Consider the following 18,002-nt stretch of genomic DNA (forward strand, 5'->3'; position numbering starts at 1 on the left):
CATTGAGATTAAGGAGGTTGCTTTATGAAATCTATTATTTTTAAGAAGCCAGGAGTATTCGCATATGAAGAACGGGAAAAACCCCATATCGCTGCCGGCGATGATGTCCTTATTAAAGTTCTGGGTGTGGGAATCTGCGGGACTGATCTTCACGTTCTCATGGATCCGCCCCTTCACCCCGCCCGGCCAAATATCATCTTCGGACATGAATACTGCGGTGAAGTGACGGAGGTTGGCAGTGATGTCACAAACCTTTCCCCCGGCGATCGGGTAATTGTAGATCCCCATCCTCCCTGCGGCCATTGCCGGCACTGCAGAAGCGACCGTCCCGAAATGTGCACCACGCTTTACTCCCAGCAGGGTACGCCTTACGCAGATCACGGCCTTACCAGAGGCCTCTTCACCGACGGGGCGCTCACCAGCTATACCTGCGTGCCTGCCCACAGTGTATACAAGATCGCCCCGCAGACTCCCTGGAGGATTGCCGCTCTTGCGGAACCGCTGTCCTGTGTGGGCTATGCTATTGAGAAACTGAAGATTCAGGCCGGAGATACCGTATGCGTACTGGGCGCAGGTCCTATGGGGCTTTTATTTGCCTCCATGGCAAAGGCGAACGGGGCTGTTCAGGTGATTGTCTCTGAGCCTCACCAATACCGCAGGGAAAAAGCGAAGAAATGCGGAGCCACCAAAACGGTGGACCCCGCCCGGGAAAACCTGAAAGAAATATGCCTGAGCGCAACACACGGTCTTGGGGTTGACCACTGTATCGAAGCTGTCGGGCAGCTTCTCCCGGCGGCACTGGATGTCATCCGTCCCGGCGGAAAGATTCTGATGTTTGGCCATGATGAGACAGCCGCTCCCCCGATCCGGCTTGCGGAGATTGTGCGGAAAGAAGCGCAGATATTCGGCGGATTCCTGGGAAAATATTATTTTGAAAAAACGGCCCGTATCATTGAAAGCAAAACACTGCCGCTTGAAGAAATAGTTACCCACACCTTTCCTCTCAGCCAGTACCGGCAGGGCCTGGATCTCCTGAGAGCCGGAAAAGCACTGAAAGTGGTTATCTATCCGGAAGAATATTAAGACGGGAGGATATCATATGAACGCTGTATCATTTTCTCTTACTTTGGCCTCGCAGCTTGAGGACACCGCACCGTTCCTGTATGGAGGGCCTTTTGACCAGGGAATTCTCTATGCTCATTCCCTGGGGTACGACTGCGTAGAAATCCACACCGCCCGCCCGCAAGAACTTCCGGTGGAAGACATAGACGCCGCCCTTTCTGACACCGGCATACGTATCAGCGCTTTTGGAACAGGCAGAGTCTATGCCGAGGAAGGGTTATCCCTGATTGACCCCAGTCCAAAGAAACGGGGAGAGGCAGTTGCACGGATGAAATCCTTTATCACGCTTGCCTCCCGTTTTGGCTGTCTGGTAATCATCGGCTGCATACGGGGCAATCTCTCCGCTCTGTCCCAAAAGAATTTTTCTCTGCAGCTTTTATCCGAATCTATGACAGAGCTGGACCGGTATGCGGCAGAGCAAGAGGTGCTCCTTGTCATGGAGCCTATCAACAGATACGAAAATAATTTTTTGTGCAGTACTGACGAAGTGGCTGACTTCATACATAAAAATGCCTACACAAATGTAAAACTAATGGTGGATTCCTTTCACATGAATATAGAAGAGAAGGATATTCTGGATTCTTTTGCAAAGCACTATAGAGATATCCATTATATTCACTTTGCAGATTCGAACCGCAGCTGGCCCGGACAGGGACATATAGATTTCAAAAAAATCGTTGCTTTTTTAAAAGACTGTAATTATAATAAAACCATTAGTGCTGAATGCCAATATTTCCCAGAGGCGAAAATTGCCGCTTCCCATTGGCTGTCTGCTGTAAAGGAGTTGTATAAAGAAAATGAATCCTAATCCGCCAAAAAAGCCCATAGGCATTAAAGATGTGGCCAAATATGCCAAGGTATCTATCTCTACTGTCTCAAATGTTCTGAACGGCACAAAGACAGTAAGCGAAGAGCTCCGGGAAAGAGTTATGAACGCCGTAAATGCCCTGGGCTATGAGACGAATATGATAGCGCGTGGGCTGAAAAGCGGAAAAACCAACAATATAGCAGTGATTGTCTCTTCCATCAACAGTATCTTCTTTCCTGCGCTTTTGAACAGCATACAGACAGCTGCGGAAGAGAAAAATTATACCATCAGTGTATTCGGAACCCATTCCAGCCTGGAGCAGGAAAAAAAGTATATCCAGCTCCTCAAATCCCAGTGGGTGGACGGTATTCTGCTGTCTTCCTCCCTGGATACGGAAAGCCCCAAGGCCCGGGAGTATATCCATATGCTTACCTCTCTGAACACAAACGGGCATTCTATCCCTGTTGTCTGTCTGGAGGCTGCCATCAGCGATATGCTGGACGCGGTTGTTGTAAACGATACTGCGGGGATAAAGACAGCGGCAGAGCATCTGATTGCTGTAGGGAAAAAGAACATCGCCTATATTGCCGCTCCTTTTCAGTTTACTATGGGCAAGCTGCGGAAAGCCGGATATATCCGTGCTCTGGAAGAACATCAATATCCGGTGAATGAACGTCTGATCGCGGAGGGTGACTACAGTCCCGTCAGCGGTTACCGCTGTATGCAGAAGCTTCTTCAGACCCATCTTCCTCTGGACGGTGTCGTGGCGGGAAACGATCAGATGGCTATCGGCGCCATGCGTGCTATTAAAGAAGCAGGATTGAGAATTCCTGAGGACATTGCCGTCATTGGATTCAATGACAATTTTCCCGCTTCTCTCATTACCCCTTCTTTGTCAACCATACGCGTTCCCAAAGAAGAGATGGGGACTATGGCGTTTAATCTCCTGATGCGCCGTATGGATAACCTTTCCGCCTCCAGAATGCTGATAAATCTGGACGGGAAACTAATCGTACGTAATTCCACAGATCCCAAAGCGGAAACCGCGTGGGATATGAACTGGTAGAAATGAGGGAAATCCACGCCTTTACATGAGATACAGATATACTCTGTAAAATCATCCGGCGTGGATGAAAACTATTATGAAAAGAACTTTTACTTATAGCATCACAGCAGAAGATGAAGGCACAGATGTTGGTTCTTATCTTCGGAAGCTGGGCTACTCACGCCATATCCTGGTCCATCTGAAAAAGACGCAGAATGGAATTCTGGTTAACGGCCAATGGGCGTATGTCCGAACCGTTCTTAGGGAGGGGGATGTCCTCTCTGTCTATCTGGCACCGGAAGATTCCTCCCCCAACATTCGTCCTGTGTATATGCCCCTGTCCATTGTGTATGAGGATGAAGATATTCTTATCGTTCACAAAGAGGCCGACACTCCTATTCATCCATCTTTGAACAATTATGACAACACACTGGCCAACGGCATTGCTTACTACTATCAGCAGCAGGGAGAAACTTTTGTCTACCGCTGTATCAACCGTCTGGACAGAGATACTACGGGTCTTCTTATCATTGCCAAGCATATGCTGAGCGCCGCTGTCCTGTCTCAGATGATGCTGAACCGGCAGATACACCGGACATACCGGGCTGTGGTTAGCGGGATCCCCCCCGAAGAGGGAACCATAGATGCCCCCATTGCCAGAAAAGAAGGCTCCGCCATAGAACGGCAGATTGATTTTCACAGCGGGGAGCGGGCCGTTACTCATTTTCGCAGGATTGCTTCTGTTGTAACAGACACCGGGGATTCTTATTCCCTGGTGGAGCTTCAGCTGGACACGGGCCGGACCCATCAGATCCGGGTGCACATGAAATATCTGGGATATCCGCTCATCGGGGATTACCTCTACAACCCTGACTACCGAAAAATCAAACGGCAGGCGCTGCACTCTTACCGCCTGGAATTCGAGCACCCGGTTACACGGCAGAGACTTACCTTTACCGACGATATCCCGGAAGATATGAAACGTATTCTTACAGCTTCTTCTTACTAGTGTAGTGTCTGCAAATACTACGATCGAATTATCTGCAAAAGGATATCCTGGGACAGTAAAGCAGAAGGAAGCCGTGCTTGTCTGCACAGACTTCCTTCTGCTTCTTTTTGCCTCTGATTCTATTACATTCCAACCGTACGGATCCTGGGGACCTCGTCAATATGAAGATACCTGCTTACACCCTTAATTACAATATCATGGTTCACAAAATGGTTCTGGTTGGATACTACAATAGCACCAATCACACCTACTTCCTCCACCCGGATAGGGAAACCTCCTCCGCAGCAGGCATATTCCTTCTCATCCAGGAATAAGTCCTCCATAGATTCCCCTGTCTTCTGCAGTTCGCTGTATAGCCTGAGACTGCTCTTCTCTATGGTCTTTACAGTATTGAACTTTCTTCTCATCCACCTCTCATCATCCAGATTGGTGGTATTTCCTGCGTACTGGAACACCGTATATCCGTTATTCAATCGGATGCTGACAGCCACATCCAGTCCTCTTCTCTTAGCTTCCGAAACAATAATATTCCCAAGCTCCCACGCATCTTCATTTGTAAAATGGTTAAACTGAAGAATCTCCTCCTGCATCTGCAGTACGGCAATCACCTCATCAATCGTCATATTCATTACCTCCTGTCACATTCTTGCTGTCTTAATTATAGCTCTTTTTCGGGCCTGTGACAACGGCATTTGGGGACAGGACTATCGAATCCGATCCGGAAAGCCTACTTTCCTCTGTACTTTTCGAAGTGTTTTTGCCGCATAATAGTTGGCCTTCTCTGCGTTTTCTTTGATGATGGAGTCTATATAGGCTTTGTCTGCTTCCAGCTCTTTCACTCTGTCCTGCAATGGCTTCAGGATACTTACCACTGCCTCTCCCACTGCCATCTTGAAGTCTCCATAGCCTTTTCCCTCAAACTCACGCTCTACTTCGGAAGGCGTTTTTCCTGTACATGCGCTGTATATGTCAATGAGGTTTTTTACCCCCGGCTGCTCATCTCTGTAAGCAACGCAGGCTTCGGAATCTGTGACGGCGCGCTTGCATTTGCGTATAATCGTATCCGGATCGTCCATGAGGTAAATGCTCCCGTTGGGATTCTCATCTGACTTTGACATCTTCTTGCCCGGTTCCTGAAGGCTCATGATTTTGGCTCCTACTTTGCCGATATATGCCTCCGGAACGGTAAAGACATCGCCGTACAGATTGTTAAAACGGATGGCTATGTCTCTCGTAAGCTCCAGATGCTGCATCTGGTCAATGCCCACGGGTACCACATCGGCCTGGTAGAGCAGAATATCTGCCGCCATAAGAACCGGATAGGTAAATAGGCCTGCATTAATATTGTCCGCGTGCTTTGCAGATTTATCCTTGAACTGGGTCATTCGGTTCAGCTCTCCCATATAAGTAAAGCAATTCAGAATCCATGACAGCTCCGCATGTCCCGATACATGAGACTGATAATAAATACAGTTTTTCTTGGGATCTAAGCCTGCTGCAATATATAAGGTCAGAAGTGCTCTGGCTCTTTTTCTAAGGGTAGCAGGATCCTGACGTACCGTAATCGAGTGCATATCCACGACACTGTAGAAACATTCGTATTCGTCGCTCAGATTCACCCAGTTTTTTAAAGCTCCCAGGTAATTTCCCAGGGTCAGATTTCCTGTAGCCTGCATACCGCTAAATAATATTTTCTTGTCGTTGATCATCTGATTTTCCTCCATACTCGGGCTTTTCTGCCGGCTTTTTCGCTAGGTTTTATTGTATCACCGGGGATATGGAAAGTCAATGGAGGGGTTGCACGAATGCCTTCAATTCATTATAATAGATATACTAACGAAAAAAGGAGAATTAAAATGGAAAAAATCACAAGCTTTACCATCGACCATATAAAACTAAAACCAGGTGTCTACGTCTCCCGCAAGGATCCGGTGGGCGATCAGGTGATCACAACCTTTGATATCCGTATGACCGCTCCCAATGACGAACCTGTTATGAATACTGCAGAAGTTCACACCATTGAGCATCTGGGCGCCACTTTTCTTCGAAACGATCCTGACTTTAAGGATAAGATTATTTATTTTGGCCCCATGGGCTGCCGCACCGGTTTTTATCTTCTTCTTGCAGGGGACTACGAGTCTACTGACATTGTAGATCTTCTGACCGGCATGTTTGAATTTATAAGAGATTACAGGGATGAAATTCCCGGCGCCAGCCCTAAGGACTGCGGCAACTATCTGGACATGAACCTGGGAATGGCCAATTATCTGGCCGATAAGTATCTCAGGGATGTTCTCACAGGCATTACCGGAGATCGGTTGATCTATCCGGAATAAGAAAAGGAAAAGCAAAGGACTATATTTATGAAAAACGACTTATTTAGTATCGGACCGCTCACCATCCACGGGTACGGGCTAATGATTGCCATTGGTGTTCTGGCTGCCTATCTGGTGGGGGAATACCGGGCAAAGAAAAACAATCTCAACCCGGAACCTGTATTTGCTATCACCTTTCTCTGTCTGATCGGTGGTTTGCTTGGAGCAAAGCTGCTCTTTTTTATCACAGATATAAAAGAAATTCTGGAAAATCCCAAAGTACTTTTAGATCTCTCCTATGGGTTTGTTGTCTATGGAGGAATCCTGGGAGGAATCCTTACCTTTTATATTTACAGCAGATATAAGAAGCTTAATTTTCTCCAATATTTCGATATCCTGATCCCCTCTGTTGCACTGGCACAGGGCTTCGGGCGTATCGGATGCTTCCTGGCGGGCTGCTGTTACGGAATGGAATCCAGCTGTCCTTTCAGCATCACATTCCACAGCTCAGAATTTGCACCCAATGGGATACCCCTTATCCCCACGCAGCTTATATCCAGCGGACTGAACTTCATTCACTTTTTCCTGCTCATCTATCTGGCGAAAAAAGTAAAGGCACACGGGCAGATCGCAGCTTTGTATCTGATCTTATACAGCGCAGGACGGTTTATCCTGGAATTCTTCCGGGGAGATTTAATCCGGGGAAGTGTGGGGGCGCTGTCCACCTCCCAGTTTATCTCAATCTTTACCTTTCTGGCAGGTATCATTTTCTTTTGGTTCTGCGGGAAGAAATATAAAAAAGGGACAGGCCTTTCCGAATCTGGGACACCCTGATCCCAAAAGGGGACGTGTTCTTTCTAGAAAGAACACGTCCCCTTTTGGGCTTTTGCACTTAAAACCTGAAATCTCTCTTCCCTTCTTCAATATCCTTCAGATGCTCTTTTGTGAGCTCCCGGATCTTATCGCTCTTCACATGGGAAAGTTCTTTTTCAATCTGCTTTTCGCCAATCTCTCTCGTCTCCGGTGAGGCATAGTCCATCAGGTATTCTTTGAAGGTCATTATGGCATTGGGCTGGCAGCAGTTTGCTATCTGTCCTGATTTTAGAAGGGTCATGAAGCGGTCTCCGGTTCTTCCCTCTCTGTAGCAGGCGGTACAGAAGCTGGGGATATTGCCCAGCTGGCACAGCCACCTCACTACCTCGTCCAAACTTCTGGTATCGCTTACATCGAACTGGGCGGAATTCTCTTCCTCTGGTTCTACATAGCCTCCCACGCTGGTTCTGGACCCTCCGCTTATCTGGGAAATCCCCAGTTCCAGGACTTTTTCCCTCACCCTCTGGGATTCTCTGGTGGAGACGATCATGCCTGTGTAGGGAACTGCGATACGGATAACAGCTACAATCTTCATAAAGGTTTCATCATCTATAGCATTGGAAAAGTCTGCCGTGTCGATATCGTCTGCAGGGCAGATTCTGGGAACGCTAATGGTGTGGGGTCCTACTCCCATAGCTGCCTCCAGATGCTCTGCATGCATCAGCAGACCCACGAAATCATAACGGTATGTATTCAGTCCATAGAGAACTCCCAGGCCTACATCGTCAATGCCGCCCTCCATAGCCCGGTCCATGGCCTCAGTGTGATAGGCATAGTCGTGCTTAGGCCCTGTGGGGTGGAGTGCCTCATAGTTCTCCTTATGGTAGGTTTCCTGGAAGAGGATATAGGTCCCGATGCCCGCATCCTTCAGCTTTCTGTAATTCTCCACTGTGGTAGCCGCAATGTTTACATTTACCCGGCGGATGGCCCCGTTCTTGTGCTTAATTCCGTAAATGGTCTCAATGCTTTCCAGAATATATTCAATGGGATTGTTCTTGGGATCTTCACCAGCCTCCAGGGCCAGACGTTTATGTCCCATATCCTGCAGTGCAATTACCTCTTTGCGGATTTCCTCCTGGGTCAGTTTCTTTCTGGCAATGTGCTTATTCTTGGAATGGTACGGGCAGTACACACAGCCGTTGATACAGTAATTGGACAGATACAGAGGGGCAAACATGACAATACGGTTTCCATAGAACCTTTCCTTGATTTCCTTTGCCACCTCAAACATTTTCTCCACCAGATCCCGCTCTTCGCATTCCAGGAGGACAGCTGCCTCCCGATGTGTCAGACCCTTGCAGTCTTTTGCTCGCTCAATGAGAGACTCAATCAATTCCCGGTTATTCTTATTCGCCTTGGCATATTCTAAAGTGTCAAGGATTTCCTCATGATTGATAAACTCCGTAGCTCTTTTTGACATAACATCGTACATAGGATTTCCTTCTTTCTTAAATAAATTTGTCGAAACAATATGGCGGCCCTGCAGAGGACCGCCGCATTAGTTCTATTATAAATGATATTTCTTATCATTGCCAGTAGTTCACGCATTTTTCTGACATTTTTTTCACATTCTTTTTTTGTTCTGCCGGAATTCCCGGGCCTTTTAAAAAGTCAGGTATTGTTCCAGATCCTTGCGGTCATTGGAATACTTAAACGCACTGCTGCTGCTGATTACCTTTTTCCGCACCAGATTGGCCAGATCTGCGTTCAGCGAATGCATCCCCACAGAAGCCCCGGACTGCATAATGGTATTCATCTGATGGCATTTATTCTCCCGGATCAGATTAAGTGCCGCATCGGTTCCCACCAGTACCTCCGTAGCCGCAATCCTGCCGGAACCATCCATTCTCGGGATCAGACACTGGGTGACAACACCCGCCAGTATTCCGGAAAGCTGAGTCCGTACCTGATTCTGGGCCGCGCCCGGACAGGCATCAATAATACGGTCAATGGTCTGGGCCGCTCCGGTAGTATGCAGGGTGGAGAGTACCAGATGCCCGGTCTCCGCAGCCGTAAGGGCGGCTGAGATCGTCTCATAATCCCTCATCTCCCCTACCAGGATAACATCCGGATCCTCCCGGAGGGAAGACCGAAGGGCTGAGGCAAAGGATTGGGCGTCACATCCCACCTCCCTTTGATGAATCAGGGATAGTTTGCGGGTATATACATACTCAATGGGATCCTCTATGGTTATAATGTGCTCCGCTCTGTTCTGGTTAATATAATCGATCATTGCAGCCAGAGTGGTAGATTTCCCGCTTCCTGTGGGACCCGTCACCAGAATCAGGCCTCTTGGCTTCTCTGCCAGCTCCCGAAGCACCTTAGGAAGCTGAAGCTCTTCCAGGGTAGGAATCTGGTTGTTCAGCAGACGGATCGTCGCCGCATATTTCTTCTGCTGGCAGAAAACATTTACGCGCTGCCGGTTCCCGTCCGGTGTCTCAACGGCAAAGTCCAGATCCTCTCCCCCCTCCAACAGTCCTTTTTGTTCCAGGGAAAGCATGGAAAGAATCACCTGTCTGGTCTTGCCCTCATCCATTCCTCCCCCGGCCTCCCCAAGACTTCCGTTGATCCGGAACAGCATGGGCAGCCCCTGGGAAATGTGGATATCCGAGGCTCCTCTTTTCCTGGCTTCCTGGATAATCTCAAAGATTTCATTCATAGCAGTCTCCCTCTCTATTCATAATAGGCAACCTTCATCAGCTCTTCTATGGTTGTTACTCCGGTTTCCACCAGCTCCAGTGCGCTGGTTTTCAGAGTCTTCATCCCCTGTGTCTTCAGCGCATATGCAGCAATTTCCTCCATGGCGGAACCTGCGGATATCATCCTGCGTATCTCTTTGTCAATCAGCAGTATCTCATGGATGGCAATTCGCCCCTGGTATCCCGTATGATTGCAGCGGTTGCATCCTTTGGCCCTGCGCACTGCTTTCCTGTCGGTTCCCAGCAGGGCTGCCTCTTCATAGGTAAGCATATCCTCATAGGAACAGTGGGGGCACAGCTTTCTCATAAGCCGCTGGGCTACTACTCCCACCAGAGAGTTTGCTATCAGATAAGGCTCTAAACCCATGTCCACCAAACGCACAATGGAAGACACGGCATTATTTGTATGAAGAGTAGAGAGCACCAGATGGCCGGTAATGGCAGATCGAACCGAGATAGAAGCAGTCTCCGCGTCTCTTGTCTCCCCCACCATGATGATGTCAGGGTCCTGCCTGAGAAGCGCCCGAAGTCCCACCTCAAAGGTAAGACCCGCCATGGTATTTACCTGCATCTGATTGACTCTCGTCAGATTCTTCTCCACAGGGTCCTCAATAGTAGAAATATTTACCTGCTTTTTGCAGAGCTCCTCCAGTACCATATACAGAGTCGTAGTCTTTCCCGATCCGGTGGGGCCTGTGAGGTAAATAATACCGTTGGGGGATTGGAGCATCCGGCGGAATTTAGTATAGTTCTCGTCATTCATTCCGTACTGTCCGGCATGATCGATCACTGAATTATTCGCCAGAAGACGAAGTACTGCCTTCTCCCCAAACACAGTGGGAATGACTGACACACGGACATTCACATTTTCATTTTCAATCTTAATGCGGAAATGGCCGTCCTGGGGGATCCTTTTTTCTGCTATGTCCAGATTCGAGATTATCTTTATGCGGGCAATGAGCGAAGGGTGCAGAGACCGCTGCAGGGTAACATAGTCAACAATAGTCCCATCCATACGCATGCGCACCAAAGTTTTGTCCTCAAAAGGCTCTATATGAATATCACTGGAGTTGGTCTGATATCCCCTGTGAATCAGACTGTTCAGCAGTTTGATCACAGGTACATCGCCGCCGCCTTCCTCCACTTCCAGCTCTTCTATCACCGGCTCTTCTATGCTCTGGTTGGCATCCTTTGCCGCCATACGGGCATTTACTTCTGCATAGTAGTAATCAATTGCCTTATTCAGAGGGGCAAGCTCAGCCAGCAGCACTTCCTGATTCATCCCTGTCAGCTGACGGATATCCTCCAGCCCGTAGAAGTTCAAAGGATCGTTTGTTACCAGTGTCAGGGTCTGGCCGTCGGTGTCCACCGGCAGTACGTGGTACCGCGCGGCAAGCTGCCTGGGAACCTTCTCCACAGCCTCAATATTCACTGTAATCTGGCTCAGCTCCACTGTTTTCATCCCAAGGCGCTGTCCCAAAGCCTGGATCATCTGCTTTTCTGTCACAAACCCCAGTTCCATCAGAATAGCGCCCAGACGTTTTTCCCTGTGCTCCTTCTGATACGCCAGGGCTCTCTGAAGCTGCTCTTCCGTGATATAGCCATACTCTTTCAGCACTTCTCCAATAGGAATATTCTTCACAATCATTTCCTCCGAACCAAGCCCGGGGCTAATATGATAGGTGCCCCGGGCATACTTTTCTCTCTATTTGCTGCACATATACATCTCCAGACTGATGGTCAGGGTAGAATCTGTGCGTACGTTCTGATCTCTGTCGAGGATCAGCGCATCCTTGTCTCCAATGGTATAGCTCACAACTCTGAGAGCCGGATACTCATTGGTAACGCTGTCTATAAGAGTCTGAAGGCTTTCCAGACTGCCAATCGCCGTCACTGTGATATCTGAGATATAGATTTCATTTCCGGCGGTATCCTTTTCACTGCTCTGGGATCCCTCCTCCTGGGTAAGCGCTTCCTCCAACCCCATGGCCGAGGCTGTGTAGGGTGTAAAATTCCTGTTCTCCGGGCGGACGGACACTGTAAAATCTCTTGCCATAAGGCCCATATCCAGAATCATATTGGTGATCATTTTGTCAATCTCCTGATTCTCCATCATAGGATACAGATCCTGGATCAGTTCCCGGCGTTTCGCCTCATTTTCTTCTTTTCTCTTCTGATAGGACGGAAGCAGCGCAATCTCTGCCTCCATCTCCGACCTCTCCGTCTCTGCCTGCTCTATCTGCTGCTGAAGATCACTCCTCTTGTCGATGGCCGGAAGTATAATAAACACAACGAAGCCCGCGATCACAAGGAATACAATTAATACCGCGAGAAGAACTTTATCCCTGTTTGTCAATTTTGTCGTCACTGCTTATCCCTCCTGCCTGCCGGCTGTCTCACTGAGGAAGCAGCTCACATTAATAAGGTAAGACTGCCGGCTTTCCTCGTAGCCATATCCGGAATACTGTACATCTGCAAAAACCTCCGAATTCTTCAGTGCGGCAATAAATGCATTGCACTCTTCGGCGTTGGCTGCCGTGGCCGTAAACTGGAACATTCCGGTCCTGGCATCGTAACTGTTAATCTGTATGCCAATCTGCCCCTGTCCGCATGCCAAAATCTCATTTACCACGGTGCTGTTGGCTCTGGGGTAAGACTGGATCGCCTTCCAGGCATAGGTATCTGACGCGATATAAGCCTCCAAAACAGAATTCTCCGTCTCCAGAGCCTTCACTTCATCGTATTTCTGCAGGTTTGTTTCATCCGTCAGATATGCATTGATTCCATTCAGCTTATTCTGGAGCATTAGATTTGAAATCAGAAATACCAGCGATACCGCAACGCAGACGCCAACAAGGATGCCGCCCGGAACCGCAACAGCCAGTATTTTCTTTTTCATCTGCTCCTGATTGGGGTTCTTCTTAAATTGAAGATAGAAGTTAATATCTTTTTTATTCGCCTGTCCCATTTTGTACACCTCATTTTCCCTGGAATTCTGCCTACTGATTCAAGTACGCCTCGGCGTACTTGCTGCGAGCTGCACGTCATGCTCTGCATGACATAATACATCTGTGCGGTGGGAGTCTTATCTGCTTACAAGATAAAATTTCCTGCCGCATATACATAATCGCAGAGTGCAGGGGCCCCCGTGTCAGCCTCCACATAGGCCTCCCGCTCAGAAGGCATATGAATCCGTTTTGTCTCCGGAAGCCGCTCCACCGCCAGTCCCAGTCCTGCAATATTCTCTGCGGACAAACTCTCATCCGTCCCGAAGAATCCCCCCAGATAGACGTGGGTAATTACATTCTCAAGTTTCTCTGATGTATGGAACTGCATAATTCCGCTGACATTTCTCGCCACTTCCACTGCAAATTCCGGTGTACCGTGTTCACTGAACAGCCTGGCACGGCTGGAATACACATACTTTCCCCCCACAAGGAGGGCACTTACCAGATTATCCCCATCCAGAAGAAGAATAATGCAGGTGCTATCCGCCAGCGCTTCATGGGCACCCAGCAGACGAACCGCGCTGCACAGCGCAGGCTTTACAGAGGCAATGGTGATTCCCATACGTTCAAACAGCTCCACAAAGCTTCCAACAAAGCTTCTCTCAGCTGCCGCGCACATGACCTTCCCCATCTTAGCTCCCCGCTTCTCTTCCACTGTCATGTAATCGTAAAGAGGATCCTGAAGAGAATCCATGTCCGAAAATTCCCGCTTTAACAGATCCCGCATTTTCCGCTCTTTTAATACCGGAAGAGTAGCCAGTCTGGTGGTGAAGTGAGTGCTGTCGATCACCAGGGAGACCTTGGACACCGGGAGATTGTGATCCTTCCACAGTCCAAGAAGCTCCTGCTGAAGCCCGGCCTCATTGGTAATCACTCCGTTCATCAGGTTCCCCTCTTCCAGGGCAAAGCAATATAAATGCTCTACTCTGCTGCATTTTCCCTTTTCCCCGGTCAGGATCTGTATGGTATTATTTGATAAATATATAGATGTCGTCATGTGTTATCATTCCTCCTGGTAATTTGGACAAATCCGGTATCCCCGCATCCCGGGCCGTCTAATACTCTCCCCCGGAATTCTCAATGGCAGAGTATGACTGGAAGATCGGAAGCAGTACGGCTATCATAATAAATCCTATGATCACGCCCATTACAATAATCAGCACCGGCTCCAGCAGTGTGGTAAGCTTTGTGATCGCCAGCTCTGCATCGTATTCCAGAGCATCCGCAATAACATCCAGCATACTGTCCAGGCTTCCTGTCTCTTCCCCTATGAGTATAGTGGAAGCCAGACGGTTCTCAAACCCGTCAATCAGCGCCAGAGAACTGGCCAGCGTCTCACCGGCCCGCACAGAACGGATAGAAGCTTCAAACTGGGATTCTATGTAGCTATTTCCCACTGTCCTCTTTCCCACCTGCAGAGCTGTGATAATCGGCAGGCCGCTGGAGTACAGAGAGCTTAAGGTTCTTGCAAATCTAGCTGTATAGATTGTCCTCAGCAGTTTTCCGATGACCGGAAGCTTTAATTTCAGTTGATCCATTCGCAGCCTCACCTGCGGGATCCGGAAGACAAAGGAGAGAATCACCCCTGCGAGTAAAAGGATAATGATAATAAGCAGCCAGTGGCTCCGGATGGTATCACTGATTCCAAGAACCATACGGGTGGGAAGAGGCAGCTGCTCCATTGTGTCAAACACCTCTGAAAACTGGGGAATGATATAAGATACAATAAATATCACCACCGCCACAACCATAACGATCAGGATCAGAGGGTAGATCATAGCATTTTTCACTTTGCTGTTCAGCCTGTGCTCTTTCTCAAAATGCACTGCCATGCGTATGGCGGTTTTGTCCAGACTTCCGCTTGCCTCTGCAGACCGGAACATATAGATAAGAATCTCCGGGAAAGCAGGCCCCTGGGATTCCATAGCCTCTGACAGGGGAACGCCCTGCCGGATCAGCCGGAGCACATTTTCATAAATCCCTCTGCTTCTGGGCTTCAGATTTCTTTCCTGGGCAATAATATTAAGCGCCCGCACCAGCGACACCCCAGCTGTGAGAAGCGTCCCCAGCTGTCTGCAGAAATCTGCCAGAACAGCTGGCTTCAACCGTTTCTCTGAGCGATTTTCCTTTTTCTCAGAACAGGAGATCAAAATCTGTCCGGCTGCTTTTAACTTTTCGTACAGCTCCTCTTCCCCTGCGGCATCTTCATACCCTTTTGTCTCCGTGCCGTCCAGTCCTCTGGCCCGATATTTATATTTTGGCAAACCGTTCACCTGCCTTTACTTATTGGTCTTCTCTGTCAAAATCGAAAAAATCCCAGATACCAGTTCAGAATCTCATTCCCGCAGAAAAAAGCAATTCCCATCCCGGCACACAAAAAAGGGCCAAATGCAAAATGCTCCTTTCTCCCCTTCTTCCCGGCAGCCAGCAGGCCCCCTCCATAGAGACCTCCGCTCAGAACCGCCAGAAACAGGGAGACGAGACTTAACTGCCATCCCAAAAACAGCCCGCAGGCCGCCATTAACTTTATATCTCCGCCTCCAAACGCACCCGGAATCAAAAGGGTAATGAGCAGCAGCGGAACACTAACGGAGAATACTCCGATTATTCTCGAAAGCAATGTGATATCAGGAAACACAAAAACAGAAACCAGGCCGCAGCCGGCTGCCGCAAGCACCAATCCATTGGGTATCTCCATGGTATCCAGATCGATAAAAGTAACTGTTGTTAAAATGGATAAAAAAGCAAACACTGTAACTGCAGACAGTATAATCTGATAAAATCCTTCCCCTGTATTTCCGAATTGCCGCAGGCAGAGGACGCTAAAACATCCGCCCAGGGCTTCCACCAGGGGATATCTGGGAGATATGGGCGCCCCGCAGTTTCTGCACCTTCCTCTCAAAAGAAGATAGCTGAAAATGGGAATCATGTCTCTTCCCTTTAAGGTCTCCCCGCAGATTGGGCAGAAGCTTCTCCCCCCTACAAAAGATATCTTCTTCGGCAGCCGGTAGATTACCACATTCAAAAAAGAAAAGAAAGAGGCGCCGAATAAAAATATCAATACGAACAATAAAATCTCTAAAAAGTATAACATACTGTCTCCTGGTTTAAAAGTAATGTCCCAATATAAGCTCTTACAGGCTACTGCTGTCCAAACCAGCAGTAGCCTGTAAAACTTTTCAGGAAATATTCTAATGTTGTATTACATGTTTCGAATAATACACATTCCAATGTTCCCCTTCCTCATCCTGCAAGTAGGTCACAGTGTATGCACCTTCGATATAGAGCAGTTTGTAAAACTCTATCTTTGCTGCATCATACTGCTGCAAATAAACCTCCCCGGGACAGCCGGCAAGCTCAACTACTTCTTCTTCCACGCCTTTTGCAAAGCCATAGGGCTGAGACTGGTCCTGGAAAGGGCTCCCTTCTGTTGCGTGCTCGAGAGCGGTTACGTAAGCTGCCATCTTCGCAGATTTTGCCTCCGTCAGGATAGCCCTGGCGTCGGCGCGTTGCATGTAATAACGGGCAGTGGGCGCAAGCACTGCGGTGAGAACTAATATGATAATACTAAGTACCAGTATATCAATTCTGGATAAACCTGTTTTATCAAAACTCTTTTTTAATATTAGTTTCATAAACTAAAGTAACTTAATTATTCTCCAGCCGGCGGATTTGCAGTACTTGCCTTTACTACCTGGCCATTACTAACGCCTGCCTCAGAAGATTTTTCTACAGTCCATCCTTTGTTATCGCCTGTGCTGGAATAAACGGCCACTTTTTTGCCATTATCGTATTTTAAGCTTTCCACTTTATATGTATCAGGGTTAGCAATTACTTCATAATTGCCTGTCAGTTCACTATCAGTTAAATCTGAAATTTCAGCTTTCACCTTTTCAGCCACATCTGCAATCGTTCCAGTGTCAGTTTTAGCCTCATACTGTTCTGACAATGCAGTCTGTGCAGCCATTAAAACATTTCTTCCTTCTGCCAGCACCTGCTTATCCTGTGCCTTCCTAATATACCCCGTCAATGCCGGAATCAAAATAGCCATTAAGATCGCCAGAATTACCAACACAACGATCAACTCAACCAGCGTAAAACCCTTTTTATTCTTCCTGGAATCTCTCAATTTTTTCATTACATTCATGTAAATCTACTTCCTTTCTCTCCTTTTCTATATGTTCCCGCACTCGCCCCACGGCTCGTGACGTTATAAAACAGATACAGAGGCTTTGCGCCCAAATTACCCTTAGAAGCCTTTCTGTACCTGATGAACACCAATAATTATCCCTGGTCCTCTCCTCAAATCTGGCCTTATCTTCTCAGAACTCAGCCAATTCTATGTACTTTAGATATATTTTATAACTTCTATAAATTGTACATTCTTAACAAAAATTATACAGTACTCTCCTGTGTAAGTCAACAAAAAGGAGTCGCAAAATCAGCACAATTCTACATATTATTTGCAGAATCGTATTTGCGTCAGCTGCCTTCTACCTGCACATCATTCGGGTCCAGATCGATGCATTCCACGCATTTTTCTGTTGTTTTTTTGTACCGGCCTTTTTCATCCGATACCGTTAGAGTCACCTGAATACATGCAGTGTTTTCTATCTTTCGGAATCTTACGTCCACCTGGTTTTTCTTGTAGAATCCTTTCCCCATATACCACTGGGATCCCTCATAGAGGATGGCTCCATCCGGGGAGTTATTCTCATATATGGGCTGGTATTCCAGAAGGAGTCCTTTCTGGTTTCCCTCCTCGTCTGCCTGCGTGCTCATCCGCACCGGATTGCCATCCTTGTTGCTGTATTCTGCCACAAGATAGTTCCCGTCGCTGTCCTCCCCTGAGAGCATCACGCTTCCCTTTACCCGGTCTGCATCCACCTCTGTGGCAGTCTCCGATGCATAGGTCAGCTCCTCCACTACCTTTTCCATCACAACATTGCTGATATCCTGAATACGGTTTCTGTTGATAATACGCAGATAGACATTGGTAAACGAAGAGACCAGCATGGCAGCAGATACCATGAAGATCCCGGCTATGGCAAATGCCACCATAAGCTCCACCAGTGTGGTTCCGTTTGTCTTCTTCAGCTCATTCATTTGTCATTCCCTACTCT

At 48.0% G+C, this 18,002-nt stretch carries 19 protein-coding genes; 6 read left to right on the forward strand and 13 right to left on the reverse strand.

Annotated elements, in window-relative coordinates; translation table 11 throughout:
• The first annotated feature begins 24 nt into the window (after nt 1-24).
• The 4 genes from ACGHCT_RS16520 (at nt 25) to ACGHCT_RS16535 (ending at nt 3,984) form a co-directional block, all read left to right on the forward strand.
• Nucleotides 25-1,083, forward strand: coding sequence for a zinc-binding dehydrogenase (locus ACGHCT_RS16520; protein WP_390436938.1), 1,059 nt, complete (start codon nt 25-27; stop codon nt 1,081-1,083).
• Nucleotides 1,084-1,099: 16 nt separating this feature from the next.
• Nucleotides 1,100-1,930, forward strand: a complete 831-nt coding sequence (locus tag ACGHCT_RS16525) for a TIM barrel protein (RefSeq protein WP_390436940.1) — start codon at nt 1,100-1,102, stop codon at nt 1,928-1,930.
• A complete protein-coding gene (locus ACGHCT_RS16530; RefSeq protein WP_072848514.1) occupies nt 1,920-2,996 on the forward strand; it encodes a LacI family DNA-binding transcriptional regulator in 1,077 nt (358 codons plus the stop codon). Before ACGHCT_RS16525 ends, ACGHCT_RS16530 begins: the two co-directional genes overlap by 11 nt.
• A 76-nt stretch (nt 2,997-3,072) precedes the next feature.
• Nucleotides 3,073-3,984: an RluA family pseudouridine synthase gene (locus ACGHCT_RS16535; protein ID WP_072848516.1), complete on the forward strand. Its 912-nt coding sequence runs from the start codon at nt 3,073-3,075 to the stop codon at nt 3,982-3,984.
• 122 nt (nt 3,985-4,106) lie between these two features.
• Here ACGHCT_RS16535 and ACGHCT_RS16540 read toward each other — a convergent pair whose 3' ends face one another.
• Both ACGHCT_RS16540 and trpS read right to left on the reverse strand, forming a co-directional pair.
• Nucleotides 4,107-4,607, reverse strand: a complete 501-nt coding sequence (locus ACGHCT_RS16540) for a heme-degrading domain-containing protein (RefSeq protein ID WP_072848518.1) — start codon at nt 4,605-4,607, stop codon at nt 4,107-4,109.
• Nucleotides 4,608-4,688: 81 nt separating this feature from the next.
• Nucleotides 4,689-5,693, reverse strand: a complete 1,005-nt coding sequence (trpS, locus tag ACGHCT_RS16545) for a tryptophan--tRNA ligase (RefSeq protein ID WP_390436941.1) — start codon at nt 5,691-5,693, stop codon at nt 4,689-4,691.
• A 147-nt stretch (nt 5,694-5,840) separates the two neighbouring features.
• Between trpS and ACGHCT_RS16550 the strand changes: the two genes are divergently transcribed.
• Nucleotides 5,841-6,320, forward strand: coding sequence for an S-ribosylhomocysteine lyase (locus ACGHCT_RS16550; protein ID WP_072848522.1), 480 nt, complete (start codon nt 5,841-5,843; stop codon nt 6,318-6,320).
• Between the two features lie 27 nt (nt 6,321-6,347).
• Complete coding sequence (locus ACGHCT_RS16555; RefSeq protein WP_072848524.1) at nt 6,348-7,133, forward strand: prolipoprotein diacylglyceryl transferase; 786 nt, start codon at nt 6,348-6,350, stop codon at nt 7,131-7,133.
• 58 nt (nt 7,134-7,191) lie between these two features.
• Here ACGHCT_RS16555 and hydG read toward each other — a convergent pair whose 3' ends face one another.
• The 11 genes from hydG to ACGHCT_RS16610 form a co-directional block, all read right to left on the reverse strand.
• The gene (gene hydG / locus ACGHCT_RS16560) at nt 7,192-8,604 is read right to left on the reverse strand and encodes a [FeFe] hydrogenase H-cluster radical SAM maturase HydG (RefSeq protein ID WP_072848526.1); all 1,413 of its coding nucleotides are present in this window, start codon (nt 8,602-8,604) and stop codon (nt 7,192-7,194) included.
• Between the two features lie 171 nt (nt 8,605-8,775).
• A complete protein-coding gene (locus tag ACGHCT_RS16565; protein ID WP_072848528.1) occupies nt 8,776-9,831 on the reverse strand; it encodes a type IV pilus twitching motility protein PilT in 1,056 nt (351 codons plus the stop codon).
• A gap of 14 nt (nt 9,832-9,845) precedes the next feature.
• Nucleotides 9,846-11,519 (reverse strand): GspE/PulE family protein, encoded by a 1,674-nt coding sequence (locus ACGHCT_RS16570; RefSeq protein ID WP_242946702.1) that lies wholly within the window; start codon nt 11,517-11,519, stop codon nt 9,846-9,848.
• Between the two features lie 57 nt (nt 11,520-11,576).
• On the reverse strand, nt 11,577-12,239 hold the full coding sequence (gene gspM, locus ACGHCT_RS16575) for a type II secretion system protein GspM (RefSeq protein ID WP_072848530.1): 663 nt from the start codon (nt 12,237-12,239) through the stop codon (nt 11,577-11,579).
• A gap of 3 nt (nt 12,240-12,242) precedes the next feature.
• Nucleotides 12,243-12,839, reverse strand: coding sequence for a hypothetical protein (locus ACGHCT_RS16580; protein ID WP_390436945.1), 597 nt, complete (start codon nt 12,837-12,839; stop codon nt 12,243-12,245).
• 125 nt (nt 12,840-12,964) lie between these two features.
• Entirely contained in the window at nt 12,965-13,876 is a 912-nt protein-coding gene (pilM, locus tag ACGHCT_RS16585) for a type IV pilus biogenesis protein PilM (RefSeq protein WP_390436947.1), read from the reverse strand.
• 58 nt (nt 13,877-13,934) lie between these two features.
• Nucleotides 13,935-15,143, reverse strand: coding sequence for a type II secretion system F family protein (locus tag ACGHCT_RS16590; RefSeq protein WP_072848536.1), 1,209 nt, complete (start codon nt 15,141-15,143; stop codon nt 13,935-13,937).
• 35 nt (nt 15,144-15,178) lie between these two features.
• A complete protein-coding gene (locus ACGHCT_RS16595) occupies nt 15,179-15,973 on the reverse strand; it encodes a prepilin peptidase (protein ID WP_390436948.1) in 795 nt (264 codons plus the stop codon).
• Nucleotides 15,974-16,070: 97 nt separating this feature from the next.
• Nucleotides 16,071-16,514, reverse strand: a complete 444-nt coding sequence (locus ACGHCT_RS16600) for a hypothetical protein (RefSeq protein ID WP_390436949.1) — start codon at nt 16,512-16,514, stop codon at nt 16,071-16,073.
• Between the two features lie 17 nt (nt 16,515-16,531).
• Nucleotides 16,532-17,026: a type IV pilin protein gene (locus ACGHCT_RS16605; protein ID WP_390436950.1), complete on the reverse strand. Its 495-nt coding sequence runs from the start codon at nt 17,024-17,026 to the stop codon at nt 16,532-16,534.
• Nucleotides 17,027-17,361: 335 nt separating this feature from the next.
• The gene (locus ACGHCT_RS16610) at nt 17,362-17,985 is read right to left on the reverse strand and encodes a PilW family protein (RefSeq protein ID WP_390436951.1); all 624 of its coding nucleotides are present in this window, start codon (nt 17,983-17,985) and stop codon (nt 17,362-17,364) included.
• Between the last annotated feature and the right edge of the window lie 17 nt (nt 17,986-18,002).

Source organism: Lactonifactor longoviformis (assembly GCF_042848515.1).
Classification (GTDB): domain Bacteria; phylum Bacillota; class Clostridia; order Lachnospirales; family Lachnospiraceae; genus Lactonifactor; species Lactonifactor longoviformis.

What these genes read in the sequence shown, in the direction of transcription:
- ACGHCT_RS16550 (WP_072848522.1), top strand. Translation starts at nt 5,841, where the DNA reads ATGGAAAAAATCACAAGCTTTACCATCGACCATATAAAACTAAAACCA.
- trpS (WP_390436941.1), bottom strand. Translation starts at nt 5,693, where the DNA reads ATGATCAACGACAAGAAAATATTATTTAGCGGTATGCAGGCTACAGGA.
- ACGHCT_RS16535 (WP_072848516.1), top strand. Translation starts at nt 3,073, where the DNA reads ATGAAAAGAACTTTTACTTATAGCATCACAGCAGAAGATGAAGGCACA.
- ACGHCT_RS16570 (WP_242946702.1), bottom strand. Translation starts at nt 11,519, where the DNA reads ATGATTGTGAAGAATATTCCTATTGGAGAAGTGCTGAAAGAGTATGGC.
- ACGHCT_RS16555 (WP_072848524.1), top strand. Translation starts at nt 6,348, where the DNA reads ATGAAAAACGACTTATTTAGTATCGGACCGCTCACCATCCACGGGTAC.
- ACGHCT_RS16600 (WP_390436949.1), bottom strand. Translation starts at nt 16,514, where the DNA reads ATGAAACTAATATTAAAAAAGAGTTTTGATAAAACAGGTTTATCCAGA.
- ACGHCT_RS16605 (WP_390436950.1), bottom strand. Translation starts at nt 17,026, where the DNA reads ATGAATGTAATGAAAAAATTGAGAGATTCCAGGAAGAATAAAAAGGGT.
- ACGHCT_RS16610 (WP_390436951.1), bottom strand. Translation starts at nt 17,985, where the DNA reads ATGAATGAGCTGAAGAAGACAAACGGAACCACACTGGTGGAGCTTATG.
- ACGHCT_RS16530 (WP_072848514.1), top strand. Translation starts at nt 1,920, where the DNA reads ATGAATCCTAATCCGCCAAAAAAGCCCATAGGCATTAAAGATGTGGCC.
- ACGHCT_RS16595 (WP_390436948.1), bottom strand. Translation starts at nt 15,973, where the DNA reads ATGTTATACTTTTTAGAGATTTTATTGTTCGTATTGATATTTTTATTC.
- hydG (WP_072848526.1), bottom strand. Translation starts at nt 8,604, where the DNA reads ATGTACGATGTTATGTCAAAAAGAGCTACGGAGTTTATCAATCATGAG.
- ACGHCT_RS16565 (WP_072848528.1), bottom strand. Translation starts at nt 9,831, where the DNA reads ATGAATGAAATCTTTGAGATTATCCAGGAAGCCAGGAAAAGAGGAGCC.
- ACGHCT_RS16525 (WP_390436940.1), top strand. Translation starts at nt 1,100, where the DNA reads ATGAACGCTGTATCATTTTCTCTTACTTTGGCCTCGCAGCTTGAGGAC.
- ACGHCT_RS16520 (WP_390436938.1), top strand. Translation starts at nt 25, where the DNA reads ATGAAATCTATTATTTTTAAGAAGCCAGGAGTATTCGCATATGAAGAA.
- pilM (WP_390436947.1), bottom strand. Translation starts at nt 13,876, where the DNA reads ATGACGACATCTATATATTTATCAAATAATACCATACAGATCCTGACC.
- ACGHCT_RS16540 (WP_072848518.1), bottom strand. Translation starts at nt 4,607, where the DNA reads ATGACGATTGATGAGGTGATTGCCGTACTGCAGATGCAGGAGGAGATT.
- ACGHCT_RS16580 (WP_390436945.1), bottom strand. Translation starts at nt 12,839, where the DNA reads ATGGGACAGGCGAATAAAAAAGATATTAACTTCTATCTTCAATTTAAG.